The sequence below is a fragment of the Chryseobacterium sp. C-71 genome (genome assembly GCF_020911865.1).
Classification (GTDB): domain Bacteria; phylum Bacteroidota; class Bacteroidia; order Flavobacteriales; family Weeksellaceae; genus Chryseobacterium.
Window position 1 is genome coordinate 2,403,779 of record NZ_CP087131.1, and the last position, 18,047, is coordinate 2,421,825.

General features: G+C 33.9%; 21 protein-coding genes. 4 read left to right on the forward strand and 17 right to left on the reverse strand.

Annotation, left to right across the window (positions count from 1 at the left end):
• Positions 1-310: 310 nt before the first annotated feature.
• The 3 genes from feoB to LNP04_RS11025 form a co-directional block, all read right to left on the reverse strand.
• The gene (gene feoB / locus LNP04_RS11015; RefSeq protein ID WP_229983017.1) at positions 311-2,344 is read right to left on the reverse strand and encodes a ferrous iron transport protein B; all 2,034 of its coding nucleotides are present in this window, start codon (positions 2,342-2,344) and stop codon (positions 311-313) included.
• On the reverse strand, positions 2,344-2,598 hold the full coding sequence (locus tag LNP04_RS11020) for a FeoA family protein (protein WP_229983018.1): 255 nt from the start codon (positions 2,596-2,598) through the stop codon (positions 2,344-2,346). Before LNP04_RS11020 ends, feoB begins: the two co-directional genes overlap by 1 nt.
• A gap of 155 nt (positions 2,599-2,753) precedes the next feature.
• Complete coding sequence (locus LNP04_RS11025; RefSeq protein ID WP_229983019.1) at positions 2,754-3,647, reverse strand: GLPGLI family protein; 894 nt, start codon at positions 3,645-3,647, stop codon at positions 2,754-2,756.
• Positions 3,648-3,774: 127 nt separating this feature from the next.
• On the opposite strand from LNP04_RS11025, the gene LNP04_RS11030 reads away from it, so the two are divergent.
• The gene (locus LNP04_RS11030) at positions 3,775-4,272 is read left to right on the forward strand and encodes a DinB family protein (protein WP_229983020.1); all 498 of its coding nucleotides are present in this window, start codon (positions 3,775-3,777) and stop codon (positions 4,270-4,272) included.
• 44 nt (positions 4,273-4,316) lie between these two features.
• Here the strand turns inward: LNP04_RS11030 and LNP04_RS11035 are convergent, their stop codons facing one another.
• A complete protein-coding gene (locus tag LNP04_RS11035) occupies positions 4,317-7,079 on the reverse strand; it encodes a TonB-dependent receptor (protein ID WP_229983021.1) in 2,763 nt (920 codons plus the stop codon).
• Between the two features lie 218 nt (positions 7,080-7,297).
• Here LNP04_RS11035 and LNP04_RS11040 point away from each other — a divergent pair, with 218 nt between their 5' ends.
• Positions 7,298-7,633: a helix-turn-helix transcriptional regulator gene (locus tag LNP04_RS11040; RefSeq protein ID WP_229983022.1), complete on the forward strand. Its 336-nt coding sequence runs from the start codon at positions 7,298-7,300 to the stop codon at positions 7,631-7,633.
• 230 nt (positions 7,634-7,863) lie between these two features.
• A complete protein-coding gene (locus tag LNP04_RS11045; RefSeq protein WP_229983023.1) occupies positions 7,864-8,181 on the forward strand; it encodes a GIY-YIG nuclease family protein in 318 nt (105 codons plus the stop codon).
• Between the two features lie 282 nt (positions 8,182-8,463).
• On the opposite strand, the gene LNP04_RS11050 is transcribed toward LNP04_RS11045, so the two are convergent.
• Positions 8,464-9,231 (reverse strand): GLPGLI family protein, encoded by a 768-nt coding sequence (locus tag LNP04_RS11050; RefSeq protein ID WP_229983024.1) that lies wholly within the window; start codon positions 9,229-9,231, stop codon positions 8,464-8,466.
• A 49-nt stretch (positions 9,232-9,280) separates the two neighbouring features.
• Positions 9,281-9,499 (reverse strand): hypothetical protein, encoded by a 219-nt coding sequence (locus tag LNP04_RS11055; RefSeq protein ID WP_229983025.1) that lies wholly within the window; start codon positions 9,497-9,499, stop codon positions 9,281-9,283.
• Positions 9,500-9,957: 458 nt separating this feature from the next.
• Here LNP04_RS11055 and LNP04_RS11060 point away from each other — a divergent pair, with 458 nt between their 5' ends.
• Positions 9,958-10,842, forward strand: coding sequence for a cupin-like domain-containing protein (locus tag LNP04_RS11060; protein WP_229983026.1), 885 nt, complete (start codon positions 9,958-9,960; stop codon positions 10,840-10,842).
• Between the two features lie 26 nt (positions 10,843-10,868).
• Here the strand turns inward: LNP04_RS11060 and LNP04_RS11065 are convergent, their stop codons facing one another.
• The 11 genes from LNP04_RS11065 to LNP04_RS11115 all read right to left on the reverse strand — a co-directional run bounded on the left by LNP04_RS11065 (position 10,869) and on the right by LNP04_RS11115 (position 18,039).
• Complete coding sequence (locus tag LNP04_RS11065) at positions 10,869-11,621, reverse strand: metallophosphoesterase (RefSeq protein ID WP_229983027.1); 753 nt, start codon at positions 11,619-11,621, stop codon at positions 10,869-10,871.
• Positions 11,618-11,839 (reverse strand): hypothetical protein, encoded by a 222-nt coding sequence (locus LNP04_RS11070; protein ID WP_229983028.1) that lies wholly within the window; start codon positions 11,837-11,839, stop codon positions 11,618-11,620. The genes LNP04_RS11065 and LNP04_RS11070 overlap by 4 nt, the downstream gene beginning before the upstream one ends.
• The gene (locus tag LNP04_RS11075) at positions 11,836-12,369 is read right to left on the reverse strand and encodes an RNA 2'-phosphotransferase (RefSeq protein ID WP_229986295.1); all 534 of its coding nucleotides are present in this window, start codon (positions 12,367-12,369) and stop codon (positions 11,836-11,838) included. Before LNP04_RS11075 ends, LNP04_RS11070 begins: the two co-directional genes overlap by 4 nt.
• A 23-nt stretch (positions 12,370-12,392) precedes the next feature.
• The gene (locus LNP04_RS11080; RefSeq protein ID WP_229983029.1) at positions 12,393-13,358 is read right to left on the reverse strand and encodes an ADP-ribosylglycohydrolase family protein; all 966 of its coding nucleotides are present in this window, start codon (positions 13,356-13,358) and stop codon (positions 12,393-12,395) included.
• Positions 13,358-14,044 (reverse strand): NAD-dependent deacylase, encoded by a 687-nt coding sequence (locus tag LNP04_RS11085; protein ID WP_229983030.1) that lies wholly within the window; start codon positions 14,042-14,044, stop codon positions 13,358-13,360. The genes LNP04_RS11080 and LNP04_RS11085 overlap by 1 nt, the downstream gene beginning before the upstream one ends.
• Before the next feature lie 112 nt (positions 14,045-14,156).
• Positions 14,157-14,663, reverse strand: a complete 507-nt coding sequence (locus LNP04_RS11090; protein WP_229983031.1) for an O-acetyl-ADP-ribose deacetylase — start codon at positions 14,661-14,663, stop codon at positions 14,157-14,159.
• Complete coding sequence (locus LNP04_RS11095) at positions 14,653-15,564, reverse strand: ADP-ribosylglycohydrolase family protein (RefSeq protein ID WP_229983032.1); 912 nt, start codon at positions 15,562-15,564, stop codon at positions 14,653-14,655. Before LNP04_RS11095 ends, LNP04_RS11090 begins: the two co-directional genes overlap by 11 nt.
• Positions 15,558-16,199 carry a DUF4291 domain-containing protein gene (locus LNP04_RS11100; protein WP_229983033.1) on the reverse strand — a complete coding sequence of 214 codons (642 nt, stop codon included), beginning with the start codon at positions 16,197-16,199 and terminating at the stop codon, positions 15,558-15,560. Before LNP04_RS11100 ends, LNP04_RS11095 begins: the two co-directional genes overlap by 7 nt.
• A complete protein-coding gene (locus tag LNP04_RS11105) occupies positions 16,186-16,812 on the reverse strand; it encodes a hypothetical protein (protein ID WP_229983034.1) in 627 nt (208 codons plus the stop codon). The genes LNP04_RS11100 and LNP04_RS11105 overlap by 14 nt, the downstream gene beginning before the upstream one ends.
• Complete coding sequence (locus LNP04_RS11110) at positions 16,809-17,624, reverse strand: TIGR02452 family protein (protein WP_229983035.1); 816 nt, start codon at positions 17,622-17,624, stop codon at positions 16,809-16,811. The genes LNP04_RS11105 and LNP04_RS11110 overlap by 4 nt, the downstream gene beginning before the upstream one ends.
• Positions 17,614-18,039, reverse strand: a complete 426-nt coding sequence (locus tag LNP04_RS11115; RefSeq protein ID WP_229983036.1) for an ADP-ribosylation/crystallin J1 — start codon at positions 18,037-18,039, stop codon at positions 17,614-17,616. Before LNP04_RS11115 ends, LNP04_RS11110 begins: the two co-directional genes overlap by 11 nt.
• Between the last annotated feature and the right edge of the window lie 8 nt (positions 18,040-18,047).

Genomic DNA, 18,047 nt, shown 5'->3' on the forward strand with positions numbered 1-18,047 from the left:
ACGTCAACGAAATGGTTGTTCTATCATCTTACTTATATTATGAAATGATAAATAAACTTCTGCAAAAATACGAATAAAACAAAGATTGAATAATGAAATATGCTTAACGTTGGTAAGTTGTTCTTCTCTACTAAAGCCTTCTTTTAACTGCTAAAGTGCTAAGAACATCCACAATCCTTATCACAGCCAGATCTTTTAGAATCAAATTTCTTTGGCGTAAAATTTTTCCTGAGATACCTAAATAAAGAATAGCAGGCAAACAGCACCAAAAGTGCTACGATTATATATTGAAAAATTAAGGAAGAATCCATTATTTTAAGATTTGATAAGCTATTAATGACACAAAATATGCCAAACCTGTCATCATTACCACCTGAAGACCAGTCCATTTCCAGCTTTTGGTTTCTCTGTACACCACTGCAATGGTAGAAACGCACTGCATTGCAAATGCGTAAAACAGTAAAACCGAAATTCCGGTTGCAAAACTAAATACCTTTTCTCCATTCGGTTTTACATCCATTCGCATTTTATCGATTACTTTACCTTCGGGAGCGTCGTCATCCAGACTGTATAATGTTGACATCGTACCAACGAAAACCTCTCTTGCCACAAAACTTGTGAGAATTCCGACTCCCATTTTCCAGTCGTAACCTAAAGGTGCAATTGCTGGTTCGATCGCTTTTCCCATTTTTGCCAAGTAAGAATGATCGAGCTCTACATCTTTAGCAACAAACTGATCTGCTGTTTGTTTTGGTCCGAAATAACTCAAAAACCAAATGATAATACTTACAATAAATATGATTTTACCTGCTCCTGTAATGAATTCCCAAACTTTACCTAAAACCATTTTCAGATCATATCCGAAAAGAGGTTTTTTGTAGGTTGGCAAATCCATCACCAAGTAGGTTTTTCCTTTGTTTTTTATGAAACCTTTTAAAATCGCTGCAGAAAGTAATGCGACGATAAAACCTAACAAATACATTCCTAGTAGTACCAAAGCTTTGTATTGAATTCCGAAGATGGTTTTATCTGAAATAATCAACCCAATGATGATGCTGTACACCGGAAGTCTCGCCGAGCAGGTCATAAATGGCGTTACCAAAATCGTGAGTAATCTTTCTCTGAAATTCTCTATATTTCTTGTCGAAATGACTGCAGGAATTGCACAAGCCGTACCGGAAACCAATGGAACAATGCTTTTTCCATTTAATCCAAATGGGCGTAAAAACCTGTCCATCAGAAAAATAACTCTTGCCATATAGCCGGAATCCTCTAGAAGATAAAGGAAGTATAATAAAATTCCGATTTGTGGTGCGAAGATGATGATTCCGCCTAAACCGGGAATAATTCCTTGTGAAACCAATGAATTGATTGGCCCTTCTGGAAGATGTTCTCCACTGAAAGCTGAAAGCCAGGCAAAAAGCTCATCGATCCAGTTCATTGGATATTCTGCGATAAAGAATACACTTTGAAAAATAATCAACAAGATAAATAAGAAAACCACATAACCCCAAAAAGGATGAACGAGCACTTTATCTAGTTTCTCTGTTAAAAGTTCTTTGAACTGCGGTTTTTTAGAAATTACATTTGATAAAACTTTATCAATATTCTGGTATCTTCTTACCACTTCCTGTACCTGCAATCTTTTCGGAACCAAACTTTTAGCTTCAGAATCAGTAATCAAGTCTGCTGCGGAATCCAATTTATTCAGGTCTGCACCCACAGAAAGGCTCATCCATGCTTTATAATCGTTCTCAAATTGATTATGAGCAGAAACTTTATTTAAAAAATCTTTATGTTCTGCAGGAACTTCAAACGAGGGTTTTCCTGTTTTAGCAAAATCATTTCCCAGAATAGCTTCTTTAATAGCTTCAATTCCTAACTGTTCCTTCGCATTTGTCTGAATAATTTTAATATTCAATGCCTCTGAAAGCTTATCAATATCGATATTTATACCTCTTCTTTCTGCCTGATCCACTTGGTTAACGACCAAAATCATCGGAACGCCCAAATCCTGAATCTGCTGAAACAAAAGCAATCCTCTTTTTAAGCTTAAAGCTTCTAGAATATAAACCACTCCAGCGAAATCTTTCTGACCTTCTAAGAGAAATTTAGAAAAGATAGCTTCGTCTTCAGAACTTGGATAAATGCTGTAAGACCCCGGAAGATCTACAACCTCAACCTCTTCATTTTTATACGTATAGTTTCCGGAATGGCTGGAAACCGTAACCCCTGCGTAGTTTCCCGTCTTTTGCTTTTTGTTGCAAAGCGCATTAAAAACGGTTGATTTTCCTACGTTTGGGTTGCCTACTAAAAGTATCTGTTTTTTGTTTTGTTGCTGCATCAATTCCAATCTTCTACCATGATAAATTCACCTTCTTCTTTGCGAAGTGCAATGCGGCTTTTTTCTTCACCAAATTCCACATATAAAGGACCATTAAAAGGAGCCTGATACAGAATTCTGAAAACAGTTTCAGGCAAAAGCCCCATTTCTATGATTTTGTTGGGCATCTTCAAATGATCATTGTCATAGCCCAAAATTTTCCCAAGTTTGTTCTTAGGAAATCTGCTTAATGTTTGTAAATAGTTATCTTTCAATACCTATATTTTTGTAATTGCAAATATACTCTATTTAAATTTAATCTAAATAACGTCGTTTGAATGATTTAGAAAACTTTTAACCAAAAAACCAATAAACCCAAACACATTTCTGCATTTGGGTTTATTTCAATATAGTTGGTTAAATATGAATGCTATTTTTTACTTTTCACTTTTTCTGATGCCGCAGTTACTTCAATAGAATTGCTATTTTCACTTAACTGTTTTTTTATTCTATCTTCTGCGTCTCTCATCATTTGAGACATTGAAGTTCCATCGGGCATTTTTGCATCTGCTGGAATTTGTGACAATTGTGATCTGATGCTTCCAAAAGGATCTTTTTTATATGCAGCATACATTTGCTCAAACTTTTCTCTGTTTACTTCAAGATTGTTTCTTCCCTGCCCGAATTGTTTCATCAGTTTTTCTGAATAACTTTCAGCATTGTAATCTGCAATTTTTTTGTTTCCCTTTAATTCCCAAGAATAATTTTTTGCATCATCCTCCACTTTTACTATTAAACCAGGCAAACCTTTAAATTTATATGGTCCATCCTGAAAAGGAACATCAGTAGCAAACCATGCAATCCAGTTTCTACCGCCAAATGAAGCTGTAGCTTTTTGTGTATTATATTCTCCAATTTTAGCTTTGTCACTAGAAATCTTCCAATCAAGAGGTTTGTCATCTTTATAACTTACTTTATCCTGAAGAATATAGTCTGCATAAGAAACATCCATTGATGGATAAGTTTTAGTAATGATATGAGAGAATTTCGGCTGTTTTACAGACTTTGAAAGGTCCTTAAATGTTCCGGCTTTTTGCATTGCCTCAACCTCAACTTTTAAAATTGAGTCTTGAGAAACCGCAAGATAATCTCTGTAAATAGATTTATCTTTTGTGATATCCAAAATTGTCATTTCCTTGTTCTTTTTTTCTAAAGAATCTTTATTTGGCGCATAGGTCAGTTCATAAAAGAATCTGTTTGCCGTTTCCTGTGCATTAGCAATTGCAAAAGCTGCAATCAATACTATTGAAAATAAATTTTTCATTTTAATAACGTTTACATAATTAGTTAGCAGTTGTACAATTTTGTTACATATTTTTTTTAATTTAAATTTCTTTCGCTATTATTTTATCTAAATTTTTTAACTTTAAGTACCTAAAAACAAATATTTTATGGACACTTTAAAACAATTAAGAGATGAACTCGAAGCCGAGTATCAGACGACAAAGAAGTTTTTTGAAATTTATCCAGAAGACAAAAATGAGTACAGCCCGCATCCTAAAAGCATGAAAATGGCACATCTTGCCACCCATATTGCGGAAATTTTTGGCTGGGCAGGTTTTATGCTCAATAGTTCTGAAGTAGATTTAGCTCAAGGCGGAATGCAGCCGAAACTATTAACGACAAAAGAAGATTTGCTTAAAGTTTTGGGAGACAATTACAAATCTAGCAAAGAAGCTTTAGAAAAAGCAAAAGAAGAAGATCTTGAGCCAAGCTGGTATTTAAAAAATGACGGACAAACACTTTCTTCCTGGACGAAATACGGTGCTATACGCCATGGTTTAAGCCAAATTACTCATCACCGAGCGCAGTTGGGAGTTTATTACCGATTAAATGATATTCAGCTGCCGGGAAGTTATGGCCCGACTGCGGATTTGCAAGGCTTTTAAAAGTAAATAAAAAACCAACCTCAGTGAGATTGGTTTTTTTGTTTTTATTTGAAGTTGAATTTTACCGTCAGCATAACCTGGCTAGGTCTCAGCTGTATTCTTGTGTATCGTACTGCATTCTGAGATGCTAAGATATCATACGTTTCAAACACTCTTCTGTTAGCAATATTCATCCATTTCAATTCAAAATCAATTTTTTTCTTTGACCATGTATACTGATATGAAAGATCAAAAAATGCATTATCAAACTTTCTTTCGCCATCACTAGAATTTACCTGATCCCAATTAAATCCTATTGTATGGTTTTCCAACGGATACAGGAACGCAGCTAAATTATGATTAAAACCTTTATTTGTGGCCAACCTTCCGCCATTTGGAAGACCTACGTTTTCCTGCTTGTTACGAGACATACTTAGATTATAATCAATACTCATCCAGCTGAAATACGTATTATTAAATTTTAACCCATAAGACTGACTGTTATTTTGACTTTCATATTGTGTATTATCTAAGAAAGCATCTGAAACAGTGTCTGAATTTCTGTAATTTACAGATAAATTGGTTTTAAATTTTGGAAAGTATTTACCAATTTCTCCACTAAAGCTGTTACTTTGTGATGAATTCTCTTGATTTCTATATTGTATCAAAGTAAATCCTGTAGTTCTATCTAAAACAGGAGATGACAACAAGTTTCTGCTGGTATCACTTATTCTATAATTTACATTAAAAAACAAGTTGTTTAACGGATTTCTATATTCAATTCTAGATCCAACACTTTTGGTATTAATTTCCGGGATAGGATTATTCGCATCCATTACATTGAATCCAGCAGGACTTGATAACATATAACCTGCATAAGCTGTTTGAATATCTCCAAAATTATTACTGATATTTCCATTTAAACTGGCTTTCCAAAAAGAAGCAAAGCTGTATTGTACAAAAGCATTTGGAGTAAATGTAGTTTTATTAAGAGATTTTGAAACACCTCTCAAGTCGTCTTCAGCTTTTATACTGTTAAAATTCACAGGTACATTCGCAAAAATACTCCATGAATCGCTTTTATAATTAATACCTACAGACGCCGACGGTACAAGTTCAGTAAATTTCAAATTATTCTCATAAACTGAACTGCTGAAATCTGGCTGAACATCATTAGGTATAAGAGGGTTAGGAATAGCCAAACCTTCAAAATTTGTAGATAATTTATCCGTAGAAAAATCTATTCCTACTTGAGGTGTAAATGTCCATCCTTTTGTTGTAAAGCTGATGTTAGCAGAGTGTGAAGTATCTAAAGTTTTAATTCTGAAATCCTGTACTGCTCTGGTTCCCGGTGCAAAATTTATGATTCCGAATTCGTCTGGGTCACTTGTATTAGCTTTTGGAAGCAAATAAGGAAACTGTAAATAATTCGCAGGAGAAATGGTTAAAGTCTGACTATCATCTTGATAATTGATATAAGATTTTAAGTTAACCATCTTTTCTTTCCAAGGTATAATTGTACTTAAAGAGTTCTGAAAAGAAGATGTTGGAGATTGTAATGACTGATCACCTACTCGACCTACTCTTGTTGCCAATGCCCGGTCAGCATTCCAGAATTGTGAGAAAGTAGTTACGTTTTTGAAAAAACCTTTTTTAGCATTTTTGGTGAAAATTAATTCTCCTTTTAATTTGTCTGTAAAAAAGTTATTTCTAGTAGTTGTTGTGATTGTAGATCCTGCCTGAGCTTCTGTTCCCGCGTAAACAGTTTCTACATTATCTTCTCTCTCGACAGAATTGTTTGTATAATTTGCGTTTGCCTTAAGTTCCCACTCTTTTTTCTTATCAATATTAGTAAGATAATTTGCTGATAAATAATGAACATTATTAAATAAATATCTTCTCACTGGCAAATTTGGCGTTTGTGAATTTTCTACGTCCAACCAATTATTCTGCGAAGCATTTCCTCTTCTGCCTTCCCAGCTGCTTCCGAAACCGATGATATTTCCTTCATTTTCTACCTGTTCACCAACATTGTTTGTCTTATAGTTAACTACCCATTGGCTTTTCTGACCAAAAAACATTGGTGTTAATTTCACATTCCAAAGCCAAGGATCTCCGAAACCGGTTCCTACTTCGCCTCGCCCTGTCATCGTTACAGAATTTTTAAGTTTAATATTAATTGCAGCTGCATCTGAAGGAATTTTCCCCTGAAGCATTTTTACAGGCTGGTGGTTTTCAAGAACCTCAACTTTTTGTACCGCATCTTTTGGAAGCGAATTGTTAATCGTTCCGTAACCTCCTTCCATTAAATCTTTTCCGTTGACATAGAATTTGTTGATGGCATTTCCCTGATAAAGAATAGAACCGTCTGCGTTCACTTCAATTCCCGGAATTTTCTTCATGACGTCTGCCAAAGTACGGTCGTTTTTGCTGTCAAAGGCTTTCAGATCATAAGCAATAGTATCACCTCTTGAGGTAATCATCTTGGTTTTCAGCTGAACTTCTTTGATTTCTGTTGCCTCAGACTGCATTTTGAACGTCAAAGTCTGATCGCTGTTTGAGATTTGTTTTGTTAAAGGTTTTTGGTTAAAAGCTTTAACTTTCAGGTCTACATTAGATTCTGCAGACGTGAATGTCACCTTATATTCTCCTTTAGAATTGGTAATTCCGTATGCAAGGATGGCATCTTTGCCGGGCTCTTCTACCGTTACACTGGCACTTGGGATTGCCACACCGTCTTCATCTGTGATTTTCCCGGAAACTGTTTTCTGCGCGAAAGCAATGACTGAGAAAAATACCATGAGAAATAAGGAAATTTTTCTGTTCATAATTTATTATTTGAGTAATTAGTTATTTGTTCTTGTTTTTTGTTACACATTATGAGAGATATAATTTTCAAACAAAGGTTAAATTGATCTTTATAACTACAAACATAGTGATAAATTCATATTCTCTCTTCTTTTTATTTTTGTTTTGTAATAAAATTTATAAAAATCTATATTTATTTCTTGCCGAAAAGTATAAATTTGTAAAAAAACTGACTCAAATGGGAATAGGAACGAATCTTAAAAGACTAAGAAATAAAACAAAATACTCTAATCAAGATATTGCAGACCTTTTGGGTATTGATAGAAATACCTATGCAAATTGGGAAAGTGAGACTACAGATATTAAATCTCAATACATCCCAAAATTAGCCGATATTTTCAACGTGAAAATTCAGGATCTCTTTGACGATGATAGAAAAGTAGAAATTTCCAATAACACTTTTGACAACAAGGACAACTCTGTTGGTTTAATTATTTTTAACATTTCTGATAAAGCTGTAATAGATAATTTTAATTCTAAACTTGAAGAATTGATTAAAGGTCTAAAACCATAAAACTTTCTCCACTCTTTTGTCATTCCGCAGAAATTTAGACTACTCATCTAATAAGAGCAGTTGAGATTCCTACGGAAATCGAAGATTAGACGAAGTCAATGACAAACTTGATTTTAATAAAAAGCTAATTTTAAAACTGTAAATACCTATTTTCTCAGTTTTTGATTCCGCAGGAATCTAGACTATTTTCTCAGTAAAAATGAGAAACAAAACAATAAAAACACAAAAAAATGATTGAATATTCAGAAGGTATTTATACATTCTATGTTTATATCCTTACCAATAAAAAACGAACTGTTCTGTACACAGGTGTTACAAACAATCTTCATAAAAGGCTATCTCAGCATCAATCTAAAGCAAACCCAAACAGCTTTTCAGCAAAATACAATCTAGAATTTTTGATTTACTATGAAAAATTTGGGTGGATTCATCAAGCAATTGAAAGAGAAAAAGAAATTAAAGACTTATCTCGAGATAAAAAACTAGAAATAATAAGATCTCAAAATCCAAATTTAGAGTTTTTCAATCATCTATTTATATCTCATTAGATTGTTGAGATTCTTCAGGAACGACAAAGAAACCTCTATACCGTTCGAAAAGTTTTATCGAATTTATTTTACAGTTGTTTGTCATTCCGGAGGAATCTAGATTAGATTTTTAAAATATGACAGCTGAGATTCCTCCGGAACGACAAAGAAACCTCTATACCTTTCGAAAAGTTTTAAAGAATTATTTTACAGTATGTTTGTCATTCCGGAGGAATCTAGATTAGATTATTTTAAAATAAAGCAGCTGAGATTCCTCCGGAATGACAAAGATGGTTTTTATGCTTATTCAAATGGTTTTAGTTCTAAAGGGTTGTTATATCTTTTCTTTTTAGCTTCTAATATACCTTCAAATTCTTTTCTCATATCAGCGTCCATTGGGAATCCTGAAGTAGTAAATTCTAAATTATAGGACGCCTTTAAAAAATCTTTTTTATTAAACTTCTTGTATCCTTTAAGATTAAACTCAAAATCATCAGTATGTTTTTCGAGTTTAATTAATGTAAAATGATAATCATCTCTTGTATCATAGATTTCAAATATCAATCCGGGTAAACCTGTAAATTTGTACGGACCTATCGGTATAGAGTGCTCGATAGAAAAATAGGCAATCCATCTTCTCCCATATTTATTAATTGCTGCCATTTGGCATTTTATACCATTGATAATTTTTGTATCATCATAAAGTACCCATTTTAATGCAACATTTTCTTCATACAACAACTTTTCATCTCTAAACATACCGAACATATTTGTTACTCCGTTTTTTTTAATGATTCTTTCCTGAAAATAATCGGCTACAGTAAGAGTGATTCCACTACCTTTTTTAGGTGCCTCTTCCTGCCCTGTATCCTTCATATAGTTTTTATAACCTGCAAAATAATAATCTTTCGTATTCCCAAATAAAATAAATGTTTGATTTACACGAAAGTTTGAACCATATTTTAAAGAGCTATTATATGTAGCTTTAATTAGTGGTTCAAATTCTATTTCTTGACTTTTGATATCTATACACAACCAAAATATTAAACAAAATACAAAGTATTTTTTCATAATTTCTGTTTTTAAAGGGGTAGGAAATTTCCTACCCCTCTGATTAAAATTAATTAAAACTCACTGACGGCTTTACCCCACCGCATTCATTTGCATTAATTTCTGCAATATAATATGCCATTAGCGATTGAGAGGTACCTTCCGCAAATGTCGTGTAATGCTTTACCCCGCATGTTGAAGTCCAAACTGCCATAACTTTGCCCGCAAAAGACATGAGTGATAAAGTCATGATGCTAAACATAGCACCTAATAAAAATTTCTTTTTCATAATAAATGGATTTTTAAAATTAATAAATAATTGTTTCCCTACCTGTACAATTTTGTCTAGAATAAACTGCGCAGATCGGATGATGCATCATATATGACTTTTATAAGAAATACATTACGGCAGACCGCCAGAAATGTTGCGCGAATTTCTCATTTGTGTCATGCTACAAACGTAAAAAATAATTCACAAATACTTGTGTGAATTATTTAGCAAATTTTGCTGGGTTTATTAGGTAAAAAACATTTTTAGGTTTAAAATATTTATCTTACTTTCGTTTCCGAAAAATATTTTTTTTCATATTTGTGTTTTTAATTCTCTATAAGAAATTATAGAGAATTTTTTTTAACCAAATAAAGAACGTCAAATAAAAAAATGATGAACGTCATAGATTAAAAAGAACAATATTTCAATTTTCGTATAGGTTTATTTAATAATTTTGTAACATAAAATTTATAAAAATGGGGGTTATTCTAAAACCTATAGATATTGTTGACGATATTACTCAGGAAGAGTTCCGCGAGAAATATCTGATCCCAAGAAAACCGGTAGTGATAAAAAATATGGCCAAAAAATGGCCAGCCTATCAAAAATGGACGATGGATTATGTGAAAGAAGTGGTAGGAGACATTACCGTTCCTCTTTACGACAGCGCAAAGGCAGATCCTTCAGCTCCCATCAATACGCCGACTACCGAAATGAAATTTGCAGATTATATAGATCTCATCCAAAGAGAACCTACCGATCTACGAATTTTCTTTTTTGATCCAATCAAACATGCCTCAAAATTACTTGATGAGTACATCCCTCCGAAAGAATTGATGGGTGGTTTTCTGGATAAATATCCATCGATGTTTTTTGGAGGTCAAGGTTCTGTAACATTTTTACATTTCGATATCGATTTAGCACATATTTTCCACACCCACTTTAACGGAAGAAAGCATGTTTTGCTTTTTGAATACAAATGGAAAGACAGACTGTATAAGCTTCCTTATGCCACATATGCTTTGGAGGATTTTGATATTTCCAATCCTGATTTTGAAAAATTTCCGGCATTGGATGGCGTAGAAGGTATTGAATGTTTTCTAGAGCACGGTGATACGCTATTTATGCCAACAGGATGGTGGCACTGGATGAAATATCTTGACGGAAGTTTCTCGCTATCTCTTCGTGCATGGGACAAATCTTGGGCGGTGAAAGCCAACTCGCTTTGGAATCTGACCGTTCAGAGAAATTTTGACAATTTCATGAAAGGTCGTTACAAAAAACGCTACATGGACTGGAAAGAGAAAAAAGCCGTTGAAAGAGCTAATTATGCTTTGAAAAAAGGTTTGCCTAAAAAATAGAATAATACGCTTCATTTTGGAGCGTATTATTTTTTTATCTTAACATTATCATTATTTCTTCCTTTTTCACCAAAATATAAACTCGGAAGCGAATCACTCTGCCAAAATTCTTTCGTTTCAACATCCATGATCGTTAATGAACCCGTGAAAGCTGCTCCTGTATCAAGATTCCAGATATTGGCTTTGTTGAGAGGTTCTTTAATTCCTAGATGTAAAGTCGGTGTATGTCCGATGAAAATTTCTTTATATAAAAGCAGTCTTTTCGGATATAATTCTGAATTTTTTTCTAATTTCTTATCCATTGCTACTGCAGTTTCCCAAAGTGTTCTGTCCCAACGATCATTACTTGTATAGACTTCCCTTTCTGGTCCGTGCATAGAAGAATAACCGGCGTGAATAAACAAACGGTTTTCTTCGTCAACATAATAATTTTTCATCCGCTGAAAAAACTCCAAATGAATTTCCAAATCTTCTAAAGAATAATCGGAATAACTGTCAACCGTACTTTGCCCACCATTAAAAAGCCAGACATCAGGAGCAGTTCCGAATGAAAGCCAATCTTCCGTCCAAGCATCATGATTTCCTTTAATGAAAATACATTCCTGTTTTTCGGAAAGTTTTATTAAAAATTGGATGATTTGAGAAGATTCGCTCCAACCATCGACATAATCTCCGAGGAAAATTAAGGTGTCATTTTCGGTAACATGGGCTCTTTCCAAAACTTGTTTCAAAGCTTTGAATCCGCCGTGAATGTCGCCTATAGCTAATGTTCTTTTCATTTTTTTTCTTGTCGTTTTGAAACAGCCCACTTTCCATTATTATCACTTGGCATTCCCGTTTCCATGAAAAGCGCTTTACTGCAATGTGGACATATCTTTCTATAATGATAAACTCTATACGTCTTTCCTTCAAGGCTTACAGTGAATTTAATATGTACATCTTTTCTGGAAAATTCAAATATTTCTTTACATTCAGGACAATTATCAATATTTGTCATCTTGAAATATATTTTGCTTCCACAAAATCTGTCAGCCAAACTTCATTTTCCGAAAGATAAAATTCTATTCCGTCTTCAAACATTTTTCCTGTGCTTATCGTGAGAATAATTGGTTTTCCGTGGCGCATTCCAACGTTGGTTGCGGTTTCTTTATCGATGCTTAAATGAACGTGTTGCCGGTTTCTTTTTTCAATTCCTTTTTCTAAAATTGATTCGACATTGTTCTGCGCCGTTCCGTGATACAAAAATGCGGGCGGCTGCTGTGGAATTAAATCCAGATTAATATCAATAGAATGTCCCTGGCTGGCTCTGATTCTTGTTTTATCTTCATTAAAAATAAAGCGTTTTTTATCATTGGTTTCCACAATTTCATCGAGTTCTTCAAAGGTAAAACCCTGATAAGAATCTCTTTTTGATTTTGTGATTAACTCATCAACATTTGCCCATCCATTTTCATCTAACGTTAAATCAATGAGTTCAGGATGATGTCTGAGAACGTAGCTCAGGAATTGCTTAATTTTTTTTTTTATGTTGTTCGTTCATGGTTTGTGTTTTATTTCATTATTTTTTTCTCTAATTTATTACATAAGTTTTCAATATCCTCCTTCCTCACTAATTCAGCAATCCATTCTTCAGGAATATTTTCAAAACCATAATAAATTCCGGCAACTCCACCTGTAATTGCTCCTATGGTGTCAGTATCATAGCCTAAATTGACAGCTTTTAAAACTGCCTCAGAATAGCTATCAGTGGTGAGCAGACACCATAGAGAAGCTTCTAAACTTGCAAGAACGTAGCCTGAAGAACTAATGTCCTCTTCTTGTAATCTATTTAAAGGTGCTAACTCATAATCGCCAACTTTCAATTCTAAAATTCTATGAAACTTATCCATTTCTTCCTGAGAACATATGGGATTATGATCCAAAAAGTTCACAACCTTTTCCTGCATACTTCTGTAAGCTTCCCATTTATCTTTTTCTCTCAATATTTCCAAGGCAAATTCCAGATAAATAAAACAAGCTAAAACAGAACGAATGTGCCCGTGTGTAATGCTCGAAACTTCTTTCACTTTATTAAAACGTTCTTCAATTGATAAATCTTTAATGTAAAATAACAGAGGCAATATTCTCATTAACGAACCATTTCCATTATCAGATTCCGAAGTTCCGCCACACAGAGTCGGTGGGGTTCCTTTGCTGATTCTATTAATGGCATGTGAAGTTGCAATTCCAATATCGAAAACACTTCCGTGAGGAGTCCAATGTCCATAGTTTTTCCATTTAACAAAACTCTGTGCTATCTTTTCAAGATTATAATCTCTGACTAATTGCTCGGCGAGACAAAGAGTTAAAGAACCATCGTCACTCCAGGTTCCTTTTGGTTGCTGATGTGTCCCAAAAGCTCTCATGCCGATAACTGGCGAACTTTTTAATTCATCTCTGGTTCGAAATTCCACCGGAACGCCCAAAGCATCGCCAACGCAAACTCCGAAAATTCCGGCTTTTACACTATTTTCCATCAGGCTAGATTTACTAATTTATCAAACAACAGTTTCATTCCTTTTGTTGCGGTTTCTTTCATGACAACCGCTCTTTGTCCGTATCCGAAGCCTGTTTCGTTGGGATTGATTACAATCAACAGACAATCATCTTTGATGTCGTGAAGCAATCCTGCAGCAGGATAAACTTGCAAAGACGTTCCGATTACCAAGAAAATATCGGCTTCTTTTGCTTTTTTTGTTGCTTCTTTCATCAAAGGAACGTCTTCCCCGAACCAAACAATGAAAGGACGCAATTGCGCTCCGTCTTCTGCTTTATCTCCGATTTTGATGTCGTCTTTTTGTTCGTAGATCAAACTTTTATTATTGCACGAACAAGATTTAAACAATTCGCCGTGAAGGTGAATGATATTTTTTGAACCCGCTCTTTCGTGTAAATCATCGATGTTTTGAGTGATAATTTGAACTTCGAAATATTTTTCTAAATCGGCAATCAGTTTGTGTGCATCATTGGGTTCTACTTCGTGAAGCTGGCGGCGTCTCTGGTTGTAAAATTCAAGAACCATTTCTCTGTCTTTTCTCCAGCCTTCCGGACTCGCCACATCGGTTATACTATGATTTTCCCAAAGACCATCTCCGTCTCTGAATGTTTTTATTCCGCTTTCGGCACTGATTCCGGCACCGCTTAATATGGTTAGTTTTTTCATTTTGTTTTATTTTAATTTTTTTTTTAACACAAAGTCCGCAAAGATTTTATTTTAAAATTATCCTGCATATTTTCGTTCGCAAAGGCGTTTCACTCAGCAAATGAGCATTAATTCATTCCAATAATTTTTTATAAATCTCTTCATTTTCACCATCAAAACAGACGAAAATAACTTTCTCTACAATATCTGATTTGAAATTCTTCACTATCTCAACAGCAATTTTCGCCGCTAATTCTTTTGGAAATCTGTAAACTCCTGTACTGATATTTGGAAAAGAAATAGTTTTTACATCTAAACTTTCAGCCAATTTTAATGAGTTTCTATAACAATTTGCTAGAAGTTGTGAACATTTTTCTTCATCGTTATTCCAAATAGGTCCGACCGTATGAATTACATATTTTGCGGGAAGATTTCCGGCCGTTGTTTTTACAGCTTCTCCCGTTTTACATTTTCCCTGTCGGTTTCTGATTTCTTTGCATTCGTCCAAAATCTGTGATCCTCCAGCACGATGAATAGCACCGTCAACTCCGCCTCCACCAAGTAATGAAGAATTGGCAGCATTGACGATGGCGTCTGTTTTTATTTTGGTGATGTCGGCTTTTATTAATTCAATTTTCATAAAATCTGCTTTTTCTCCAATTTTCAATATTCTCCTTCCAATCTGGGATTGAATTTTCATCGCAGCATAAAATACTTATTCCTGCCGCCATTGCACAGGTTGTATCTCTGTCTCCCAATGCAGAAACTGTATTCCAAAGACATTCTTCAAAATTATTTCTATATCTCGAAAGCATCCAAATGACAAGTGGAACTGTATCTTGAGCGGTCATTTTAATTCCATTTCCTAATGTTTTTACCAGCAGTTCAATACTTGGATTTCCATTTAAGTGAATAACTTTATTAAGCTTACTTTTCATATCAGAATCATTTAATTCATCCTGGATTTTTTGAATAAATTCTTCCTGAGAATATTTTTTAATTCCTAACTTTTCCTGAATCGCAAAAGCTGCAGCCAAAGCAATTGCTTTTGTTCCTTCTATCGCTTCTTTATTTGCGTGAGTCACTTCACAGGATAGTTCTGCATTGATTTTAAGTTGATTCAAATCATCATAAAAGTGTGCCCCAATCACAGAAGCTCTCATTGCACCGCCATTTCCCATCGAGCCCTGTCCTTCAAATTTTGAATAAGAAACTTCTTTCCAGTTTTCTCCGCTTTTTACAGCTCTAAAATATTGATGCATTGAAGGTCCATACCCTCTTTTGATATCTAAAAAATAGTTTTTTGTAAACTCTTCTGCAAGAAACTCCTGATTAATCACGCCAAATTTTCCCAAAGATTTGAAAACAGCAATTGCCATAATTGTGTCGTCTGTAAAGTCAAGAGAAGTTTCAGGAAGAATTTTTTGATGAATATATGTTTTCATTAAGCTTTCTTCTCCGAAAAAACTTTCTCCAAAAGCATCACCAATGGAAAGTCCTGTGAGGGATTTTGAAGTAAGTAAGAGTTTATTTGTTAACATTTTAATCTTAATTTCTTATTTAATTTTTCATCATCAAACAATAATGGTTTCTCTTCTGGAATCATTAAGTTTTCCAAATCATTATTCAAAACAAACTGATGTTGCTCTTTCACAAAACCTGAAATATCTTGAATCAGAATAATATCTTCTTTGGAAAAAGAACGAGTAAATTCATTTCTCAAACCAATCTGAATTGCTCTCCTTTCCAGTTTTTTTCCAAAAGGATCGTGATCTGGATCCCATTGCAACCTTACAGAAGATTCTTTTACCTGATCTTGCCATTCTTCTCTAGAAATTCCCAATCTGTCGTTGTAAGTTGAATAAACTGCATTTTCGAGATATCTTTTTAAAGCATCCATTTTTAAATGAATCGCTAAAACATATTCCTGACCCTCCTTCGTTCCCCAAACGTTTCGGTACATCATCCAAAGAAAATTTGGTTTTATCCAAGTCATTCTTTCTAAGCTGAATGCTCCGCCAAAATATTGATTCTTAACTGCAAATTCACCAATTTCTTTTCGATATGACTGATAAACAATGATTTTCTCATCATCATATTGAGCCATGATGTGATGCCCTTTTTGAGGCCAATCTTCTAGTTGTTCTTTATATTTTTTTAATTTAAATTCCTTCATAATAATCATCCCATTCTTTTTTATCAAGAGTTTTATAATCTTCTGTCGGAAAATTGTACTTATCAATAAGAATGTCCAACTCAAATTCTTTTGTTTGAGGAAATAATAGATGAGCAATAACTTTATTTAATCTTTCAATAACTGTATCTATATCTTTTATACTCTCAGCCACAAAAGCTTTAGAAACCATTTCTTCGACAGACGGAATACCCATAATTCTCATTCCCCCGAAAAAATTTTCTATTATTTGAATATAACTACTTCTAAATCGGATAATTCTATCTATAATTTCTTTAAGACTTTCACTCTTTATATCTTCTATTTTATAAAAATTTTCAATTCCTAAATATACTGTATCAATGATTTGATCTGAAAATTGATACTCTTTAAAAGCCTCAATAAACTCTAAATCATAGAAGTGTTTAATATCTTTAATTGTAATGTTCAAATAAGCAAAATACGCACAAACTCTTTTATATCTGATCTGTACCGAAGGTAATATTCTATGAGGATTCTCAATATAATATACTGCTGCTTCATGCTCTAAAAGGTATCTTAATTTTAATAGTAACTCTAAAATTTCTAAGGTTACCTCTTCTCTTGTAACTTTCATTTTATTTCTTCGAAAGGCTTTATCATTTCTTCTTTCTTGGTCAGAACTGCAAAAACCACTCTTTTAAATTTATTTTTATACTTTCCTTGAAGATGCTTTTTAAATAATTCAGCAATTTCTTTCGGATCATTTTTAAAAACGCCACATCCCCAAGCTCCTAAAATCAATGTTTCATTTCCTTGATGTAAAGCTAAAGCCAGCATTTTATCTGTTCTTACATCCATCGTACCGAAAATCTCACCAACTCTTTCCGGTTCCTTTTGCTTTACAACACCTGCATTTACAGCTGGAGAAGTAATGAAATTGCACAGAACAGGTTTCGTCAACAATTCGCCTTTATCTTTTCTGAAAACCGGAACTTTCGGGCTGTAAATCATCATATCGGTGTAAAAACAAGATTCCATTTCACGATGAATTCTGTAATAATCCCAGCCTTGAAGCAAACTTTCATGCAATCCTGAAGTTCTTGCCAAACTTTCTTCCTGAGCTTCCGCCCCATTGATAAAACCTCCTCCCGGATTTTTTGCAGAGGCAAAATTCAGGCACATTATTTTTTCCTGATTTTCTTCTTCGGCTAATTGTAAAATTGCTTTTAAAGAACTGCATCTCCAAACCTCAAATTGAGTTTCGAAATTTGTTTTAGGGAGTTCTTTTGTTGTCATTTCCGAAAGTTCTTCAGATGAAAACAATACGGTTTCTTTTTTAGAGATTTCCAGTTCGTTTTCAATATTTATTTTTTCGTTGTGTTCGTTTATATAATATTTTTTGGCTAGGATTTCTAATGTATCTTTTGCCATTCCTTTATTTGTCATCGTTAGTTTTTATGTTTAATAGTAAATTTTCCACATCAGCATTTGCAGGTTCTTTAAAATCTTTCCCCATAAATACTTTTGTTACTTTAATATTTCCCACAATTGCCCGGTTGAATGCTTCCAATTCTTCGGAAGGAACCCATAATTCATTATGATTTTTGGCTCCTACGTTTTGAGCAGGATATTTATTGACTTCTTCTTCCAATACTTGAAATTCGGTTACAAATCCAAGATAATTTCCCGCTTCATCTCTCGTATTCCATTTTTCTGCAATTTCGGAAGCATAATCTTCATCTAAAACGGGATAGAAAATCGGTTGCCATTCCAATCTTGGAGGAAATTTTTTGAAATTGCTTTCGATAATCAAAAGCATTTCTTTTTCTCCGACGGGTCTGTATAGTGTTTTTGTTTTCATGGTTGTGC

Bases quoted from the DNA above. Each gene is read 5' to 3' on its own strand.
- feoB (WP_229983017.1), bottom strand. From the start codon at position 2,344: ATGCAGCAACAAAACAAAAAACAGATACTTTTAGTAGGCAACCCAAAC.
- LNP04_RS11025 (WP_229983019.1), bottom strand. From the start codon at position 3,647: ATGAAAAATTTATTTTCAATAGTATTGATTGCAGCTTTTGCAATTGCT.
- LNP04_RS11030 (WP_229983020.1), top strand. From the start codon at position 3,775: ATGGACACTTTAAAACAATTAAGAGATGAACTCGAAGCCGAGTATCAG.
- LNP04_RS11035 (WP_229983021.1), bottom strand. From the start codon at position 7,079: ATGAACAGAAAAATTTCCTTATTTCTCATGGTATTTTTCTCAGTCATT.
- LNP04_RS11040 (WP_229983022.1), top strand. From the start codon at position 7,298: ATGGGAATAGGAACGAATCTTAAAAGACTAAGAAATAAAACAAAATAC.
- LNP04_RS11045 (WP_229983023.1), top strand. From the start codon at position 7,864: ATGATTGAATATTCAGAAGGTATTTATACATTCTATGTTTATATCCTT.
- LNP04_RS11050 (WP_229983024.1), bottom strand. From the start codon at position 9,231: ATGAAAAAATACTTTGTATTTTGTTTAATATTTTGGTTGTGTATAGAT.
- LNP04_RS11055 (WP_229983025.1), bottom strand. From the start codon at position 9,499: ATGAAAAAGAAATTTTTATTAGGTGCTATGTTTAGCATCATGACTTTA.
- LNP04_RS11060 (WP_229983026.1), top strand. From the start codon at position 9,958: ATGGGGGTTATTCTAAAACCTATAGATATTGTTGACGATATTACTCAG.
- LNP04_RS11065 (WP_229983027.1), bottom strand. From the start codon at position 11,621: ATGAAAAGAACATTAGCTATAGGCGACATTCACGGCGGATTCAAAGCT.
- LNP04_RS11070 (WP_229983028.1), bottom strand. From the start codon at position 11,839: ATGACAAATATTGATAATTGTCCTGAATGTAAAGAAATATTTGAATTT.
- LNP04_RS11080 (WP_229983029.1), bottom strand. From the start codon at position 13,358: ATGGAAAATAGTGTAAAAGCCGGAATTTTCGGAGTTTGCGTTGGCGAT.
- LNP04_RS11085 (WP_229983030.1), bottom strand. From the start codon at position 14,044: ATGAAAAAACTAACCATATTAAGCGGTGCCGGAATCAGTGCCGAAAGC.
- LNP04_RS11090 (WP_229983031.1), bottom strand. From the start codon at position 14,663: ATGAAAATTGAATTAATAAAAGCCGACATCACCAAAATAAAAACAGAC.
- LNP04_RS11095 (WP_229983032.1), bottom strand. From the start codon at position 15,564: ATGTTAACAAATAAACTCTTACTTACTTCAAAATCCCTCACAGGACTT.
- LNP04_RS11100 (WP_229983033.1), bottom strand. From the start codon at position 16,199: ATGAAGGAATTTAAATTAAAAAAATATAAAGAACAACTAGAAGATTGG.
- LNP04_RS11105 (WP_229983034.1), bottom strand. From the start codon at position 16,812: ATGAAAGTTACAAGAGAAGAGGTAACCTTAGAAATTTTAGAGTTACTA.
- LNP04_RS11110 (WP_229983035.1), bottom strand. From the start codon at position 17,624: ATGACAAATAAAGGAATGGCAAAAGATACATTAGAAATCCTAGCCAAA.
- LNP04_RS11115 (WP_229983036.1), bottom strand. From the start codon at position 18,039: ATGAAAACAAAAACACTATACAGACCCGTCGGAGAAAAAGAAATGCTT.